General features: G+C 67.4%; 16 protein-coding genes. 13 read left to right on the top strand and 3 right to left on the bottom strand.

Translation table 11 applies throughout. The features are described from left to right. Positions 1–229: 229 nt before the first annotated feature. From sdhC to CA833_RS01025, 7 genes are all read left to right on the top strand, one after another. Entirely contained in the window at positions 230–625 is a 396-nt protein-coding gene (gene sdhC / locus CA833_RS01055) for a succinate dehydrogenase, cytochrome b556 subunit (RefSeq protein ID WP_142632708.1), read from the top strand. A gap of 12 nt (positions 626–637) precedes the next feature. Further along, entirely contained in the window at positions 638–1,024 is a 387-nt protein-coding gene (sdhD, locus tag CA833_RS01050) for a succinate dehydrogenase, hydrophobic membrane anchor protein (RefSeq protein ID WP_142632709.1), read from the top strand. After that, positions 1,024–2,832 carry a succinate dehydrogenase flavoprotein subunit gene (gene sdhA / locus CA833_RS01045; protein ID WP_207078945.1) on the top strand — a complete coding sequence of 603 codons (1,809 nt, stop codon included), beginning with the start codon at positions 1,024–1,026 and terminating at the stop codon, positions 2,830–2,832. The genes sdhD and sdhA overlap by 1 nt, the downstream gene beginning before the upstream one ends. Positions 2,833–3,012: 180 nt before the next feature. Further along, entirely contained in the window at positions 3,013–3,603 is a 591-nt protein-coding gene (locus CA833_RS01040) for an HdeD family acid-resistance protein (protein ID WP_142632711.1), read from the top strand. 24 nt (positions 3,604–3,627) lie between these two features. Beyond that, positions 3,628–4,059 (top strand): YidH family protein, encoded by a 432-nt coding sequence (locus tag CA833_RS01035; RefSeq protein ID WP_207078944.1) that lies wholly within the window; start codon positions 3,628–3,630, stop codon positions 4,057–4,059. 65 nt (positions 4,060–4,124) lie between these two features. Continuing rightward, positions 4,125–4,520: a BlaI/MecI/CopY family transcriptional regulator gene (locus tag CA833_RS01030; RefSeq protein ID WP_142632713.1), complete on the top strand. Its 396-nt coding sequence runs from the start codon at positions 4,125–4,127 to the stop codon at positions 4,518–4,520. Positions 4,521–4,534: 14 nt separating this feature from the next. Beyond that, positions 4,535–6,292, top strand: a complete 1,758-nt coding sequence (locus CA833_RS01025; protein ID WP_207078943.1) for a M56 family metallopeptidase — start codon at positions 4,535–4,537, stop codon at positions 6,290–6,292. 68 nt (positions 6,293–6,360) lie between these two features. Here CA833_RS01025 and CA833_RS01020 read toward each other — a convergent pair whose 3' ends face one another. Further along, on the bottom strand, positions 6,361–7,059 hold the full coding sequence (locus CA833_RS01020; RefSeq protein ID WP_242526199.1) for a hypothetical protein: 699 nt from the start codon (positions 7,057–7,059) through the stop codon (positions 6,361–6,363). Positions 7,060–7,162: 103 nt separating this feature from the next. Continuing rightward, a complete protein-coding gene (locus CA833_RS01015) occupies positions 7,163–8,035 on the bottom strand; it encodes a neutral zinc metallopeptidase (RefSeq protein WP_142632715.1) in 873 nt (290 codons plus the stop codon). 274 nt (positions 8,036–8,309) lie between these two features. On the opposite strand from CA833_RS01015, the gene CA833_RS01010 reads away from it, so the two are divergent. The 4 genes from CA833_RS01010 (at position 8,310) to CA833_RS00995 (ending at position 13,203) form a co-directional block, all read left to right on the top strand. Further along, positions 8,310–9,917 (top strand): M28 family peptidase, encoded by a 1,608-nt coding sequence (locus tag CA833_RS01010; protein ID WP_207078942.1) that lies wholly within the window; start codon positions 8,310–8,312, stop codon positions 9,915–9,917. A gap of 74 nt (positions 9,918–9,991) precedes the next feature. Beyond that, positions 9,992–11,449, top strand: coding sequence for an IMP dehydrogenase (guaB, locus tag CA833_RS01005; protein WP_142632717.1), 1,458 nt, complete (start codon positions 9,992–9,994; stop codon positions 11,447–11,449). Between the two features lie 25 nt (positions 11,450–11,474). Continuing rightward, complete coding sequence (locus CA833_RS01000) at positions 11,475–12,647, top strand: RsmB/NOP family class I SAM-dependent RNA methyltransferase (RefSeq protein WP_142632718.1); 1,173 nt, start codon at positions 11,475–11,477, stop codon at positions 12,645–12,647. Between the two features lie 13 nt (positions 12,648–12,660). Then, a complete protein-coding gene (locus CA833_RS00995) occupies positions 12,661–13,203 on the top strand; it encodes a hypothetical protein (protein ID WP_207078941.1) in 543 nt (180 codons plus the stop codon). Positions 13,204–13,353: 150 nt separating this feature from the next. On the opposite strand, the gene CA833_RS00990 is transcribed toward CA833_RS00995, so the two are convergent. Beyond that, the gene (locus CA833_RS00990) at positions 13,354–13,836 is read right to left on the bottom strand and encodes an RNA pyrophosphohydrolase (RefSeq protein ID WP_142632720.1); all 483 of its coding nucleotides are present in this window, start codon (positions 13,834–13,836) and stop codon (positions 13,354–13,356) included. Between the two features lie 256 nt (positions 13,837–14,092). On the opposite strand from CA833_RS00990, the gene CA833_RS00985 reads away from it, so the two are divergent. Both CA833_RS00985 and CA833_RS00980 read left to right on the top strand, forming a co-directional pair. Then, positions 14,093–16,048 (top strand): 2-oxoacid:acceptor oxidoreductase subunit alpha, encoded by a 1,956-nt coding sequence (locus CA833_RS00985; protein WP_207078940.1) that lies wholly within the window; start codon positions 14,093–14,095, stop codon positions 16,046–16,048. A gap of 27 nt (positions 16,049–16,075) precedes the next feature. Beyond that, complete coding sequence (locus CA833_RS00980; protein ID WP_207078939.1) at positions 16,076–17,101, top strand: 2-oxoacid:ferredoxin oxidoreductase subunit beta; 1,026 nt, start codon at positions 16,076–16,078, stop codon at positions 17,099–17,101. The last annotated feature ends 50 nt before the right edge of the window (positions 17,102–17,151 follow it).

The following is a 17,151-nucleotide window of genomic DNA, read 5'->3' as shown; positions in this document are numbered from 1 at the left end:
CGCTTTAGGCCGGGCGGGCCGCCAAGGCCAGTGCGCCGGGGCTGGCCTTGGCGGCGGGGCGGTTGCGGTTCTCGATGTGCCGTTGATGGGCGGGGCGGCGAGTCGCTTGTGTGCGATGCATCTGCGATGTGCTTCGCGGAACTTGCGCCAAGCCGTGATTTGTCTAAGGGGACTTCTCGACAGGGGCAGCTTGACGCTGCTGCAAAGGCAAAAGGGATTCGAAAGAGCCATGGCCAAAGACGGCACCAGGAACCGTCCGCTTTCGCCCCATCTCCAGATTTGGCGTTGGGGCCCACACATGTTCGTCTCGATTTTGCACCGCGTGACGGGCGATGGCATGGCGTTTGCCGGCCTCGGCCTGCTGCTGTGGTGGCTCGGGGCACTGGCCAGCGGACCCGAAGCTTACGCATTGCTCACCAAGTGCATGACCTCGCCGCTCGGCTATGTCGTGCTCGTGGGCATCTCCTGGGCGTTCTTCAGCCACATGATGAGCGGCCTGCGCCACTTCGTACTCGACATCGGCGCCGGTTTCGAACTGAAGGCCAACAAGACCTTCTCGATCCTCGCCCCGATCATGGGTGTTGTCGTCACTGCCGCCTTCTGGGCGCTCCTGCTGCTTCGCTGAGGGACGGGAAACATGGGTAACGGAACTTCCATCGGCCGCGTGCGCGGCCTCGGCTCGGCCAAGACCGGCGTTCATCACTGGCTGCTGCAGCGCTTCACCGCCATCGGCAACCTGCTGACCGGCCTTTTCCTCGCCGCCTCCTTCGTGATGCTGCCGGACCTGACTTATGCGTCGGTCGTCGAATGGCTGGCCCGTCCGATCCCGGCCGTGGCGATGATCCTGCTGGTCGTCACCACGTTCTGGCACGCGCGCCTCGGCCTGCAGGTCCTCGTCGAGGACTATGTGCATGAGCACGCCAACAAGTTCGCCTGCATCGCGGCGCTGAACCTTGCCGCCTGCGGTGGCATCGCCTTCGGCGTCTTCTGCGTCATCCGCCTCGCGCTGGGAGCACACGCCTGATGTCCGCGCCTGCCTACAAGATCATCGACCATACCTATGACACCGTCGTTGTCGGCGCCGGTGGCTCGGGTCTGCGCGCCACCATGGGCTCGGCCGAAGCCGGCCTGAAGACCGCGTGCATCACCAAGGTCTTCCCGACCCGCTCGCACACCGTGGCGGCACAGGGCGGCATCGCCGCCTCGCTCTGCAACAACACGCCGGACCACTGGACCTGGCACATGTACGACACCGTCAAGGGGTCGGACTGGCTGGGCGACCAGGACGCCATCGAATACATGGTGCGCGAAGCCCCGGCCGCGGTCTATGAACTGGAGCACGCCGGCGTGCCCTTCAGCCGCAATGCCGACGGCACGATCTACCAGCGCCCGTTCGGCGGCCACATGCAGAACATGGGCGAAGGCCCGCCGGTGCAGCGCACTTGCGCCGCGGCGGACCGTACCGGCCACGCCATGCTGCACGCGCTCTATCAGCAGTCGCTGAAGTACGACGCGGACTTCTTCATCGAATACTTCGCCATCGACCTCATCATGGACGGCGGCAAGTGCGTCGGCGTGATCGCGCTGTGCATGGATGACGGGTCGATCCACCGCTTCCGCGCGCAGGCCGTGGTGCTGGCGACCGGCGGCTATGGCCGCAGCTACTTCACCGCCACTTCGGCCCATACCTGCACCGGCGACGGCGGCGGCATGGTCCTGCGCGCCGGCCTGCCCCTGCAGGACATGGAATTCGTGCAGTTCCACCCCACCGGCATCTACGGCGCGGGCGTGCTGATCACCGAAGGCGCGCGCGGCGAGGGCGGCTACCTCACCAACTCCGAAGGCGAGCGCTTCATGGAGCGTTACGCGCCTTCCGCGAAGGACCTCGCCTCGCGCGACGTCGTCTCGCGCTCGATGGCGCTGGAAATCCGCGAAGGCCGCGGCGTCGGCCCGCACAAGGACCACATCTACCTGCACCTCGATCACATCGATCCCAAGGTGCTGGGCGAGCGTCTGCCGGGCATCACCGAGAGCGGCAAGATCTTCGCGGGCGTCGACCTCACCCGCCAGCCGCTTCCTGTGGTTCCCACGGTTCACTACAACATGGGCGGCATTCCCTGTAACTACCACGGCGAAGTCGTCACCATCGGTGCCGACGGCAACCCGGACACGGTCGTCCCCGGCCTGTTCGCGGTGGGCGAGGCGGCCTGCGTCTCGGTCCACGGCGCCAACCGCCTGGGCTCGAACTCGCTGATCGACCTCGTGGTGTTTGGCCGTGCCACCGGCCACCGCCTCAAGGAAATCGTCAAGCCGGGCGCGGCGCAGCAGGAACTGCCGAAGGATTCGGCCGACCTCGCGCTGACCCGCCTCGACCACTTCCGCAACGCCAACGGCAGCACGCCGACGGCCGAAGTCCGCACCGAGATGCAGCGCACCATGTCGGCCCACGCCGCCGTGTTCCGCACCGATGAACTCATGGTCGAAGGCAAGGAAAAGCTCGCCAAGACCTATGAGCGCTTCCAGGACGTCAAGGTCACCGATCGCGGCCTGATCTGGAACTCGGATCTGGTCGAGACGATGGAACTCGACAACCTGATCTCGCAGGCCTCGGTCACGCTGCACGGCGCCCAGGCGCGCAAGGAAAGCCGCGGCGCCCACGCGCACGAGGACTTCCCGAACCGCGACGATGCGAACTGGATGAAGCACACCGTGGGCTGGTTCAACGGCTGGGGCGGCAAGGGCGGCGAAATCCGTCTCGATTACCGTCCGGTCCACGAATACACGCTGACCGACGACGCACAGTACATCAAGCCCAAGGCCCGCGTGTACTGATCCTCGCGCCGGTATCGGCAAGACAAACAGGCGGCGCTCCGGAAACGGAGCGCCGCCTTTTGCTTTTTCGGGGTCCGAAATGACCGGCAGGCGCCGTATCGATTCAAGTATTTGCATTGCAACCGAAACCAACCCGTCGCATTACTTAGGTATTATCACGCGGGAACAGGAGTCGATTGCATGACGACCTCACAGACCGACCCGAGTGCCTTCACCGATCCGCTTGCCCCTCCCTATCTCGGCTCGCCGCCGCTCGGCTGGGGCTGGGTGCTCGCTTATGGGCTGCTGCTGATCGCGGTGGCGGTGGTGGTGATCGCCAATCCTCTGGTGGCGAGCTTCACGACCGGCCTGCTGATCGGCTTTGTCCTGTGCGTCTACGGCGTCGCCGCGATTGCGGCGGGCATCCATTCGCTGTCCACGCGTGCGCGCTGGACCGAGATCCTGCTCGGCGCGATCGGCCTGCTGGCAGGGCTCTACGTGCTGTTCAACCCCGTGGCCGGCGCGATCACGCTGGTCTGGGCGATCGGTGCCTGGCTGCTGATCTCCGGCGGGTTCGAGATCGCCTTTGCCCTCAAGGCCCGGCACGACAAGGGCTGGCGCCTGTTCCTCGGCGTGCTCGACCTGGTGCTGGGCGCGCTGCTGCTGGTGTCGAGCGTGCCGACCGCCATCGGTTTCCTCGCCATCATGGTCGCCATCAGCTTTTTCATGCGAGGCGTGTTCATGATCGCGGTCGCCTTCGGGCTTCGTAAACTGGGCAAGCTGGCGGGCTGATCCGCGCCGCACGGGAGACCCGCGATGGACGAGAAATCCAGCCAGGGCGAAAGCGCGGACGAACTGGCGGGCGAAATAGCCGGCAACGTCGCCAGGCAGACCGACACCGCCGACCGGCGCACCGTTCTTGCCGCCGACCGCACCATTCTCGCCGCCGAGCGAACCTATGCGGCCTGGGTGCGCACGGGGCTCGGCGCGCTGGCCTCGGGCATCGGGGCAAGGGCACTGCTGCAGGGGCTGGTGGCCGAGTGGCTGGTCATGACCACCACCATGATGCTGCTGCTGTTCGCCGAGTTCTGCTTCGTGGCGGGAATCTGGCGCCAGCTGCGCCCGGTGCTGGCCCCGCCGGAAACCGATACGCCGCGTCTGCCCGGCTCGCTGCTGGTCACGTTCAACGGCTTTCTGGTCCTGCTGGGCGCGGCGGTGATGATCGGGATCCTGACGGGCAAGTCCTGAGGGGAGGGCGTGTGCGTTCATCCGGCGTTCATGTTTACAAACGTAGTCGATTACGTGTGTAAACGATGGAGGACGACGTGGCCGAAGAGCCCGACACGCCGGAACGGATCTCGGAAGCGGAACATGCGGTGATGGAGGCGCTGTGGCAGCGCAGCCCGCTCACCGCCACCGAAGTCTGCGAGCAGGTCTGCGCACCGCGCGGCTGGAGCCTGGCGACGGTGAAGACGCTGCTCTCGCGGCTGGTCGCCAAGCAGGCGGTCGCCACCGAGCCCGATGGCAAGCGTTTCCTCTACTCGCCGCGCATCGCCCGCGAGGCCTATGTCGGCACCGAAAGCCGCCGCCTGGTCGACCGCCTGTTCGGCGGCCGCGCCGCGCCGCTTTTTGCTCATCTTGCCGAGGCCGACGCGCTGAGCGAAGATGACATCGCGGAAATCGAAGCCCTGCTCAAAGCGCTCAAGTGAGGGGAGCTGACGTCATGATCGAGTGGCTGACCGATACGCTTGCAATGACTGCGCTGCTGATGGCGCTGATCCTGCTGGCCCGCCGTCCGGTGGCGCGCTGGTTCGGGCCGGCCGCGGCCTATGCGCTCTGGGCGCTGCCGATGATCCGGCTGGTCCTGCCGCCGCTGGCCCTGCCCCGCGGCCTGCTGCCGGAACTCTCCGTCGATATAGAGCCGATCACCGCGGCGGCGGGGCCGGCGCTGCCGCCGGTTGCCACCGCGGTCTCGCAGGTTTCGCCGCAGGCACTGCCGCTGGCTCAGCCGCTGGCTTCATCGCAGGCGGTGCTGACGATGGCGCCGGGCCTGGCCCCGGACCTGGCCCCGGACCCAGCCACTTTCGATGCGGGTCTGCTCAGCCATGTGCCCTGGGGCACGGTGCTGCTGGCGGTCTGGCTCGGCGGGGCGGTCTGTTTCCTGGCTTCGCGGATCTGGAACTACCAGGCGATGCGCCGGGACATCCTTGCCGAGGCGCGGGTTGTCGCGCGTTCCGGGAACATCCGCATCGTCGAGAGCCCGGCGGCGAGCGCGCCGCTGGCCTTCGGGGTGTTCGACAAGGTGGTGGCGCTGCCGCGCGGGTTCCTGGCTTCGGCGGATTCGGAAGCCTCGGACTTCGCGATCGCCCACGAACTCCAGCACCACGCGGGCAACGACCTGCTGGCGATCATGGCCCTGCAGCCGCTGTTTGCGCTGCACTGGTTCAATCCGCTCGGCTGGGCGGCCTGGCGGGCACTGCGGGCCGATCAGGAGGCTGCCTGCGACGCGCGGGTGATGGCCGGCTGCGGGCGCGAGATGCGCGCGCGCTACGGCCGCCTCATCGCCAGCTTCGCGGCAGGTAGCCGCCTCACGCTGGCGGCACCGATCGCGGGCGCGCTGGCAGGCGAGAAGCCGATCATCCTGCGCCTCAAGGCGCTGGCGCAGGCGGACGTCTCGCCGGCCCGGACCGTCGCGGCACGCGGTCTGTTTGCACTCGCTATCGTTTCGGTGCCGTTCACGGCGACGGTAACCTATGCGGCCATGGACAGGCCCGAGGTGCCCGACGCGCCCGCTACCCCCGCGCCTGCTATCCCAGCGCCTGCTGCCACGGCGGCGCCCGCGATCCGCGCGGTCGATCCGGACGCACCCGACCTCGCGCCCGAATTTGCGGCGCTGCCGGTTGCACCGCCGGTTCCGGCGGCACATACGGCCCATGCCGGGCCGGTCCCCTACGCGCCAGCGGTTCCCTCGTCCGTGCCGCCGATGCCGCCAGTCCCGCCCGCCCCGCCGACCCCGCCGGCCGTGCGTGACTGGGGCGATCTTGGTCGCAGCATCGCCCGTGACGTCGATGTCGCGGTCGCGCAGGCCATGCGCAGCGTGCCCGAAGTGCGCGAGACGGTCTCGTCGGACGGCAAGGTCCAGACCATTCGCATCGTCCGCGAGGACCAGGGCGGGCGTTCGCGCATCGAGCAGGAAATGACGCTCGACAGCCGGTGCCCGGCCGACAGCCGCCGCAGCGCGGCGCGTTCGAGCCGGGGCGGCAGGTCCGAGGTCACGGTGATCTGCACCGGCGCCCCGGAGCAGGCGATGAAGGAGGCCGCCAAGGCGGTCGCCTCGGCCCGCGACGCGGTTGCGGCAAACCGGCATCTTTCTGCCGAGATCCGCCGCGAGATCATGTCGCAGCTCGATGACGAAATGGCCCGTGCCCGTGCCGATCTTGCCCGCAAGCGGGCCGAGGCGGCCGCATCGCAGGACGACTGATCGCGTCGCCGGATGGCACGAGAACAGGAAGAAAGGGGGAGGAAGGCGCGGCTTTTCCTCCCCCTTTTCTATCGGTTGGCGCCGTCCTTCCGGTCGTCGTTGTCCTTCTTGTCCTTCGCGGCCTGGATCTCGTTCAGGCGGGCCTGGACGATCGCGGGCGTTGCCGGGGAAGCGGGGTACTTGCAGCCCTTGGCATGGCCCATGCCCTTGAGGAAGGAGCGCCGGGCATAGCCGGCGCGCACCGCCGCCAGCACCGCGCGGTCATGCGCGCTGGCCCCGGAAATTTCGCGGATCAGGCCGCGAAAGGGAATGAACGAGCTGACCGCCCACTTGGCGATGCGGCCTGCATTGACCCCGTCCCGGTCTTCGGGCGGCAGGTCGACGTCGTCGCCGAGCACCTCATCGAGCTCTTCCACGGCTGCCGCATACTGGCTGCAGCTCCTGATGCCCTTGAGCGTGTAGGGCGCATCGATCGCGGCGACCAGCACCGGCGGGATGTCCTTCTTGTCGAGGTTGAGATCGGTCACCGGGGTCTTGGCGACGTCCACCGCGTCGGGGGTGGTGTCGGTGACCGGGCGCTGCCGCGCCGCAGCGGGGGCGGCGGCCAGCAGGGCGGCGCATGCCGTGGCAGCAAGGGCGGCGCGGGCAAGTGGCGCGCGGGTAAGGGGGGCGCGGGTAACGCGGACGCGGGTAAGGGGGACGGGGGGGAGGGCCGCGGGGGTGCGGGCCGCGGGGATGCGGGAAGGCGTGGTCCAGGCGTGACGCATGGTCTTCTCCTGTCGGCGGGAAGGGCGCGGCAGCCCATCGGCCCCGCGCGCAGACGCGCGGCAGCTGGCCCCGGAACGGTCGCACCCGCCCGAAATTATTGGATCATTCCATGGTCTTGAACGTATCGCAAGCGTCCTCGTTCCCACTTTCGAGACCTTGTTTCAGCCAATGCATGCGCTGCTCGCTCGACCCGTGGGTGAAGCTTTCCGGGCTTACGCGCTGGCCGGCATTCTTCATCAAGGTATCGTCACCGATGGCGCTGGCGGCGGTCATGCCTTCCTCCATGTCGCCGGGCTCGATCCGGGCCTTGTTCTTGCCTGCCCAGACCCCGGCATAGCAGTCCGCCTGAAGTTCCATGCGGACCTGCAGGGCGTTGGCCTGGGACGGGCTCTGCTGCTGGGCGCGGCGAACCTTGCCGTCGAGCCCGAGCAAGTGCTGGATATGATGCCCGTATTCATGGGCGACCACATAGTAGCGCGCGAAATCGCCCTTGGCGCCGAGCTTGTGGTCCATCTCGTCGTAGAAGCTGGTGTCGATGTAGATGCCCTGGTCGGCGGGGCAGTAGAACGGCCCCATCGCCGCCTGCGCAGCGCCGCAGCCGGAGCGGTCGCTGCCGTTGTAGAAGTGCAGTTCGGGCTGCTGGAAGGGCACGTTGGCCTGCCGGAACAACGGCTCCCAGGTCTGGTTCAGCGAACTGAGCGCATTGCACGCCTCGGTGGCATAGGCGTTCTGGCCGCAGATCTGCTGCGGGTTCTGCATCGGGGCGGTCTGGTCCGGGGCGCTCTGCTCGGGCACCTGCTGCTGGACGTTCTCGATAGTGCCGAGCATCTGCTGCGGGTCGATGCCGAACACGAACATGCCGATCAGCAGGATGACCAGCGTGCCGCAGCCCAGCTTGCCGCCGCCGCCGCCGGGAAAGCGGCTGCCGCCCTGCGAGACGCGGATATCGTCGGGGTTGAAATCGTCTAGCCGCATCCGTGTCCCTTTCGTGCAAACCGGGTATCAGAGCCGGAACCGCCGCCCGGGAGCGAGGCGGTCCCGAAACGAAATCCGTCTTTTCACGAATTTACGATCACGCTCTTAGTTCCAGCCTATGCGTCCGTTATGCTGCTGTTCAATCGAAAAGACTTAAGGCAGCGCCGGTTTGTGGTTCTTGCAGCACGGATTCGCGAAAAAGCGCCGTTGCCGCGGGTCTCGCAGCGAGATTTGCTAACCGCGCGGGGATTTCCGCCTTATAGGCTGCGGCACGATGAACAGGGGTTTGAAGGCGAACAGGGCCCACGCGGCCGCGATCGGTGTCGCCGGAGCATTGGCTCTGGGGACCGTCCTGATGTGGTCGGGCAATGCCCAGTCGGCTTCCTCACGCGCGGATCAGGACATCATCGCCCGCCTGCGCGCGCAGATCGCCATCCTTGCCAGCGACGATTTCGACGGGCGCGAGCCGGGCACCGAGGGCGAGGCGAAGACGCTGCGCTATCTCGGCAAGCAGTGGTTCGACATGGGGCTGACCTCGGGCACCAACGATCCGGGCCACGAGTGGTTTGCGCCGGTCACCCTGGTGGCGCGCGATCCGGCCGCCTCGTCCGCGCAGTTCCAGCGCAAGGGCTGGCGCACCGTGCTGTCGCCGAGCGGCGTGCTGGTGCTGACTTCGGGCAAGCGCAGCCTGGTGCGCAACGTGCCGCTGCTGTTTGTCGGCAAGGGGCGCGGGCGCGACTATTCGCGCACCGAACTGGCGGGCCGCATCGCCGTTGTCCTTGACGGCGACACGCCCGACAGCCAGCGCCAGAACCAGCTGCTGGCGATGGGCGCCTCGGCGGTGCTCACCGTGCTCGACGGCGCGCGCAGCCTCGACGACGTGGCGGCGCGGCGCAAGCGCTCGGGTTATGCGCTGTCCGACGATGCCGTGGGCGGCGATCTCGAGGCCTTCATCACCCGCGATGCCATGGCGATGCTGCTCAAGGGCACCTCGCAGAGCCTGCCGGCGCTGGAGACGCAGGCCGCCAGCGCCGACTTCGCGCCGGTCCCGCTCGACCTCACCGCCTCGCTGGAAGCCACCACGCGCGAGACGACGATCCGCACCCACAATCTCATCGGCAAGCTGCCGGGGCGCCATCCCGAGGCGGGCGCGGTGCTGTTCCTGGCCCATTGGGACCATTTCGGCGATTGTGCCGCGCCGCCGGCCACCGACGTGATCTGCAACGGGGCGATCGACAATGCCAGCGGGGTCGCGACGCTGACCGAAGTGGCGCGCCGTCTCACGCGTGGGGGCCAGCTCGACCGCGACGTCTATTTCCTTGCCACCACCGGCGAGGAACTGGGCCTGCTCGGTGCCCATGCCTTTGCCGAGAACCCGCCGCTGCCGCTGCGCCAGATCGTTGCCGCCTTCAACATCGATTCCAACGCCATCGCCCCGCGCGGCACCCCGTTTGCCATCGTCGGGCGCGGCATGACCGGGCTCGATGCCACCATCACCCAGGTCGCCAGGGCCGAGAAGCTCAAGATTTCCGCCACCGAGGAAGGCAACGACTATGTCCGCCGCCAGGACGGCTGGGCCTTGATGCAGCACGATATTCCCGCCGTGCTGGTGTCCACGGCCTATGGCGACATGCCCCGCATGCGCGCCTTTTTCGAGGGCGACTATCACCGGCCGAGCGACGACCTGCAGCACATGTCCCATCCCATCGAGCTGGGCGGCGCGGCGGATGACGTGAAGCTGCTCTCGGCGCTGGGGCGCTGGTACGGCGATCTCAGGCGGGTTCCCGCCGATGGCGGCGCGAACGGGGGCGCCGCGCCGCAGAAGGCGGCGCCGCCGCTGCCCGCGACACCGCCGCCGGCCGTCTCGCCGGCGATAAAATGAGGCCTAGCACTATCGGCCCCACTTGATTACATGGGCCGCCACGATTCTCCCCTGACACGACAATGGTGGCGCACATGGACATTCCCCTCGGACTTACTTTCGATGACGTACTTCTGCGTCCTGCAAAGTCCGACATCGTCCCCACCCAGGCCGACACCCGCACGCGCCTGACGCGCGACATCTGCCTCAACATCCCGGTCATCTCCTCGGCCATGGATACCGTGACGGAAGCCGACATGGCGATCGTGATGGCCCAGCTCGGCGGCATCGGCGTGCTCCACCGCAACCTCACCATCGAGGAACAGTGCGCTGCCGTGCGTGCCGTGAAGCGCTTCGAGAGCGGCATGGTCGTGAACCCGATCACCATCACGCCCGACGCCACGCTGGGGGAAGCGCAGGCGATCATGCTCGCCAACAAGATCAGCGGCATTCCCGTGGTCGAGGCTTCGGGCAAGCTGGTCGGCATCCTCACCAACCGCGACGTGCGTTTCGCCGCCAACCCGGCCCAGCCGGTGCGTGAGCTGATGACGCACGAGAACCTCGCCACCGTGCAGCTGGGCGTCGACCAGGAAGAAGCGCGCCGCCTGCTGCACGCCCGCCGGATCGAGAAGCTGCTGGTCGTCGACAACGACTTCCGCTGCGTCGGCCTCATCACCGTAAAGGACATCGAGAAGGCCGTCACCTACCCCGACGCCACCAAGGACGCCGCCGGCCGCCTGCGCGTCGCCGCGGCGACCACCGTGGGCGACAAGGGCTTCGCCCGCACCGAGGCGCTGCTGGCGGCCGAGTGCGACGTGGTCGTCATCGACACCGCCCACGGCCATAACAAGGACGTGGCGCTCGCGGTCGAGCGCGTGAAGAAGCTGTCGAACTCGGCCCAGGTCATCGCCGGCAACATCGCCACCGCCGAAGCGGCGCGGGCGCTGATCGACGCCGGTGCGGACTGCGTCAAGGTCGGCATCGGCCCGGGCTCGATCTGCACCACGCGCATCGTCGCCGGTGTCGGCGTGCCGCAGCTGACCGCGATCATGGATGCCGCCGAAGAGGCCGACAAGTCGGGCGTGCCGGTGATCGCCGACGGCGGTCTGCGCACTTCGGGTGACGCCGCCAAGGCGCTTGCCGCCGGTGCCTCGACCATCATGGTCGGGTCGATGCTGGCGGGTACCGAGGAAGCGCCGGGCGAGACCTTCCTCTACCAGGGCCGCGCCTACAAGTCGTACCGCGGCATGGGTTCGGTAGGCGCGATGGGCCGTGGTTCGGCCGACCGCTACTTCCAGGGCGACATCAAGGACCAGATGAAGCTGGTTCCCGAAGGCATCGAAGGCCAGGTCGCCTACAAGGGCCCGGCCAAGGACGTCATCCACCAGCTGGTCGGCGGCATCAAGGCGGCCATGGGCTACACCGGCTCGGCCACGGTCGACGACTTGCGCAAGAACGCCCAGTTCGTGCGTATCACCAATGCCGGCCTGCGCGAGAGCCACGTCCATGACGTGACCATCACGCGCGAGGCGCCGAACTACCCGACGCGCTGATTTCAGCGAGCCGGGGGGTGGGAGCATGACGCCGGGTGCGCGCGTTCAGGCGGCGATCGAGGTTCTGGATCTCGTGATCGCGGCGGCGCGCGCCAATGGTGCGCCTGCCGACCGGTTGATCGGGGACTGGTTCCGCACCCGCCGCTTTGCCGGCAGCAAGGACCGGCGCGCGATCCGTGAATTGACCTACCGTGCGATCCGGGCTTGCGGCGAAGTGCCCGAGACCGGCCGTGCGGCCATGCTGCGCGTTGCCGCCGAGGACCCGCAGATTGCGGCCCAGTTCGGCGGCACCGGCCATTCGCCCGCCACCATCGTTGCCGGTGAGCCGGTTGCCCCGGCCGGCCTTGCGCCGCGCTGGCTGGTCGAGCGATTCGCCAGGAGCGAGGTGGCCGAAGCGGATGCCATGGCGCTGCTCGACCGTGCGCCGCTCGATATTCGCGTCAATACGCTGCGCGGCGGGCGCGTGGAGCTGCCCGAGGGCGGAGAGCGGTCGCTGGCCGCGCAAGGTTGGCGCTATCCGCCCGAAACCAGCATCGAGCAGACCGACGCCTATGTCCACGGCGCCATCGAGGTGCAGGACACCGGCTCGCAGCTGACCTGCGAAGTGGTCGGCGCGCGTCCGGGCGAGACGGTGATCGATCTGTGCGCCGGGGCCGGGGGCAAGACCCTCGCGCTGGCCGCGGCGATGGAGAACGGTGGCACCCTGGTCGCCTGCGATGTCGACCGTGCGCGCCTGTCGCGCCTTGCCCCGCGTGCCGAGCGGGCCGGAGCGACCAATGTCGAGACCGTGCTGCTCGATCCCAACAAGGAAGCGCAGGCGCTCCAGCGTTTTGCCGGGCTGGCCGATGCCGTGCTGGTCGATGCGCCGTGCTCGGGCACCGGCACCTGGCGTCGTAATCCGGAAGCGCGCTGGCGGCTGACCGAGGCGCAACTGGCGCGCTATTCGGCGATCCAGTCGCGGCTGCTCGATGTGGCGGCCGGACTGGTGCGGCCCGGCGGGCGGCTGGTGTTTGTCACTTGTTCGTTGCTCGACGAGGAGGGGGCGGACCGGGCGGCGGCGTTCCTGCGCGGTCATCCCGGCTGGCAGGCGGACCTGCCGGAACTGCCGGCCGGCACCGCGCGCGGGGCGGGGCTGCGCCTTTCGCCGTGGCATGACGGCACCGACGGCTTTTTCGTCGCGCGCTTCCATCGGCTGTGATAGCGTCGGCGTCATGATGAGGACCAAGCCCTCGGCCAAGGACCTGTTGATGCGTTATACGCCTGTTGCGATTGCCCTTTCTCTAGTTGCTGCCGTTTCTTCCAGCGCGATCTTCTCGCAGCCTGCCGCAGCCCTCGATCCGCGTGCGGCCACCCTGCTCGGTGAAGGGCGGGCCGCGGTTGCAGCCGGTAACATCAACGGCGCCATCGATGCCTATGAAGCGGCGCTGACGGTGGCGCCGGGTAATGTCTCGGTGCTGCTGGCGCTGGCCGATGCCACGCGCCGTCAGGGCCTTCAGGGCAAGGCCTTGCATTATTACCGTGTGGCGCTGGTATCCGATCCGCGCAACCTGGAGGCGATCGCGGGCGAAGGCATCGCGCTGGCCGAAAAGGGTGCGACCGACAAGGCCGGACGCAATCTCGCCCGTTTGCAGACCTTGTGCGGCAAGGATTGCGCTCAGGCGCAGCAGCTGGCGGCCGAGATCTCGAAGGCCGGGGCGCCGCGTGTCGTCAGCGCCGATGCGGTTGCGCCCAAGCCGGTGGTTTCGGAAAACTGATCCTTCGCAAGCTCAGGCCCTTCGACAGGCTGAGGATGAGCGCAAGGCGGTTTCAGGCACGCATAAAAACAGGCTCAGGACGAGTGGAACTGCATAAAGTCCGCTCATCCTGAGCCCTGTCGAAGGATCTCGGTCCAGCCTGAGGCGCGCTCAGATAAGCGCGCGGAATTCTTCCAGGACGGCGCGGTAGACGCGCTTCTTGAAGGGGATGATGAGGTCGGGCAGTTGCTCGGCGTCGACCCACTTCCAGTCGTTGAATTCGGCCGGCTTGTGGGCTTCCAGATCGACGTCGTTGTCGTTGCCGTCATAGCGCAGCAGGAACCAGGTCTGGCGCTGGCCGCGATACTTGCCCTTCCACAGCTTGCCGATCAGGTCTTCGGGCAGGTCGTAGAGCAGTTCCTCGCGCGTGCGCGACAGCACGGTGACGTTGTGTTCGCGGACGCCGGTCTCTTCCCAAAGCTCGCGCAGGGCTGCGTCCTTGAGGTCTTCGCCGTCGTCGACGCCGCCCTGGGGCATCTGCCACCAGTCGCCTTCCTTGGTGTCGATTCGCTTGCCGACGAAGACCTTGCCGTCAGGATTGACCAGCATGACTCCGACACAGGGGCGGTAGGGCAGGGACGCGAAATCGTTCATCGTCGAGAGAAATTCCAGATTGTGGAGAAGGGGCGCGTCGGAAAGGTCTGATCGGGGATCGCCGTGTCGAAGCGCATGCCCGGCACAATGGCGCAAGGGCGCCGCCATTGCCAGCGCGATTTATGCTTACCTAAACGGAAACGGGCGCTTCCTTGCGGATTGCCGATGTTTTTCCGTTTTGTGTCTGCGGTAAGCGGGCATAGTCTGCGCTCAGGGAGAGACGGCGGCAGACCGGACCTCCCGGCGGAGGACGGTGATGGCGACAATCTCATCGGTTACGGATTCGCAGGCGGGCCCGGGGAAGCAGGCGGCAGAGGCGGTGGTGGTCCGCTTTGCCGGTGATTCCGGCGACGGCATGCAACTCACCGGCGGGCAGTTCACGCTCTCCACCGCGCTTGCCGGAAACGATCTGGCGACCTTTCCCGATTTTCCCGCTGAAATCCGCGCGCCGCAGGGCACGCTGTTCGGTGTCTCGGCGTTCCAGATCAACTTCGGCTCCAGCGAGATCACCACGGCGGGCGATGCGCCCGATGTGCTGGTGGCGATGAACCCGGCGGCGCTGAAGACCAACATCGAGGCACTGAAGCCCGGCGGTCTCGTCATCGTCGACACCGGGGAGTTCAACAAGCGCAACCTCGAAAAGGCGAAGTACGAGGCCGATCCGGTGGAGGATGGCAGTCTCGCCCGGTGGGACGTGCTGGCCTTCGACATTTCCGCGCTGACGATGGAGGCGGTGAAACCCTTCGGCCTCGGCAACAAGGAGGCGCTGCGCTGCAAGAACATGTGGACGCTGGGGCTGGCGCTGTGGATGTTCGACCGGGACCGGCAGCCGCTGGTGGACTGGTTGAACGCCAGGTTCGCGCAGCATCCGGTGCTGGCACAGGCCAATGTCGCCGCGCTCAATGCGGGGCACGCCTATGGCGAGACGGCGGAACTGGCGGGTCCCTTGCGCAAGCAGCATATCGATCCGGTGCCCGCCGAACCCGGCCTCTACCGCACGATCACCGGGGCTGAGGCCGTATCGCTGGGGCTGGTGGCGGGGGCGCAGCTTGCGGACCTGCCGATGTTCTTCGGCGGCTATCCGATCACCCCGGCCTCGGCGATCCTGCACCATCTGGTGAAGATGAAGGAATTCGGCGTCACCACCTTCCAGGCCGAGGACGAGATTGCCGCGATCTGCGCCGCCATCGGGGCCAGCTATGCGGGGCAACTGGGCGTCACGTCGTCCTCAGGTCCCGGCCTCGCGCTCAAGGGCGAGGCGATGGGGCTGGCGATCATGACCGAACTGCCGCTGGTCATCGTCAATTCGCAGCGCGGCGGGCCGTCTACCGGCCTGCCGACCAAGACCGAGCAGTCCGATCTCTATCAGGCGGTCTATGGCCGCAATGGCGATGCGCCGCTGCCGGTGATCGCGGCGCGCTCGCCCGCCGATGCCTTCGCATGCGCGATAGAGGCCTGCCGCATCGCCACGCAGTTCATGACGCCGGTGATCCTGCTGACCGATGGCTATATCGGCAATGCCTCCGAACCGTGGAAAGTGCCCGATCCGGCCACCTTCACCCCGTTCCCGGCGCATTTCCTTGAGGGGCCGAACGGCCCCGACGAGACGGTGCTGCCCTACAAGCGCGACGCGCGCGGGGTCCGTCCGTGGATCAGGCCCGGTACGGAAGGGTTGATGCACCGCATCGGCGGCATCGAAAAGGCGCTGGGTTCCGGCAATATCGACTATTCGCCGACAGCCCATCAGGCGCAGACCGATGCCCGCAAGACCCGGATCGACGGCGTGGCCAGGGCCATCCCGGCGCAGGACGTATGCCTTGGCACGGACGGCGGCACGCTGGCGGTGGTCGGCTGGGGATCGACGTTCGGACCGATCCATCAGGCCGTGCGCCGCGCGCGCCGGCGGGGGCTGGACGTCAGCCATGTCCACGTCCGCCATGTCTGGCCTCTGCCCGAGAATCTGGGCGACCTGCTGGCGCGGTTCGACAAGGTGCTCGTGCCGGAAATGAACACCGGCCAGTTCAAGACCGTGCTGCGCGACCGGTTCCTGATCGATGCGGTGCCGCTGTCGAAGACCAGCGGCCAGCCCTTTGCCATCGCCGAACTGGAAGAGGCGATAGGCGGGTTCTTCGACGGCATCCCCGACAACGAGGGCGGCGAGGTTCCCGTCAACGATACCCAGCTGCCCGCGCCCGAGAGCGAGCAGCCCTGAGTTTCTGGCTCAAGCCTGGAGACGATCATGAACGACATGACCCCCGTGACCACGCTGAAAGACTGGGAAACCGATCAGGAAGTACGCTGGTGCCCCGGCTGCGGCGACTATGCGATCCTGAAGGCGGTGCAGCGCACTTTGCCGATGCTCGGTGCCGATCCCAGGAACACCGTTTTCGTGTCCGGTATCGGCTGTTCGAGCCGCTTTCCCTACTATGTCGAAAGCTACGGCTTCCACACGATCCACGGCCGCGCGCCGGCGGTGGCGACCGGCATCAAGCTGGCCAACCCGGAACTCGACGTCTGGCTGGTGACGGGCGACGGGGACGGCATGTCGATCGGCGGCAACCACACGATGCACGTGCTGCGCCGGAACCTCGATTGCCAGATCCTCTTGTTCAACAACGAAATCTACGGCCTCACCAAAGGCCAGTATTCGCCGACGAGCCGGGTGGGTACGCCTTCGCCGACTTCTCCGGCGGGCTCGGTGGACCGCCCCGCCAGCCCTTGCGCCTTCGCGCTTGGCTCCGGTGCGCGGTTCGTGGCGCGGGGTTATGATGTGTCGAAAGACCTGCCCGAGGTGCTGCAGGCCGCTTACCGGCATCGCGGCGCGGCCTTCGTCGAGATTTTCCAGAACTGCATCGTCTACAACAAGGACCGCTTCGACGACTTCACCGCCAAGGCAGTGGCGGCCGACAACCAGATTCAGCTCCGCCATGGCGAGCCGCTGCTCTTCGCGAAGGAGACCCGGGGGCTGGCGCTCGATCTTGAAACGCTGTCGCTCAAGGTCGTCGATGTGGCGAATGGGGACTGGCAGGCGGCGGGTGTGGCGGTTCACAATGTGCGCAACCGGGGCCTTGCGCATATGCTGGTGGAGATGCCCTTCGGGCCGTTCCCGATGGCGCTCGGCGTGATCTATGACGATCCGGCGCCGACGTTCGAAAGCGCCGTGGTGGAGGAACGCGCGCGGCTGACGGCGGGCAAGAACGCCGATCTCGCGAGGCTGCTGGGCAAGGGACAGACCTGGGTGGTGGAGGACAGGCCCGCGGAATAGAAAACGACGCTCGTCGAACGGCACCCCTTGCCGGACGGATAATCGCTTCC

It is taken from the genome of Novosphingobium sp. KA1, assembly GCF_017309955.1.
Lineage (GTDB): Bacteria > Pseudomonadota > Alphaproteobacteria > Sphingomonadales > Sphingomonadaceae > Novosphingobium.
This window is presented reverse-complemented; position numbering and strand designations above follow the sequence as displayed.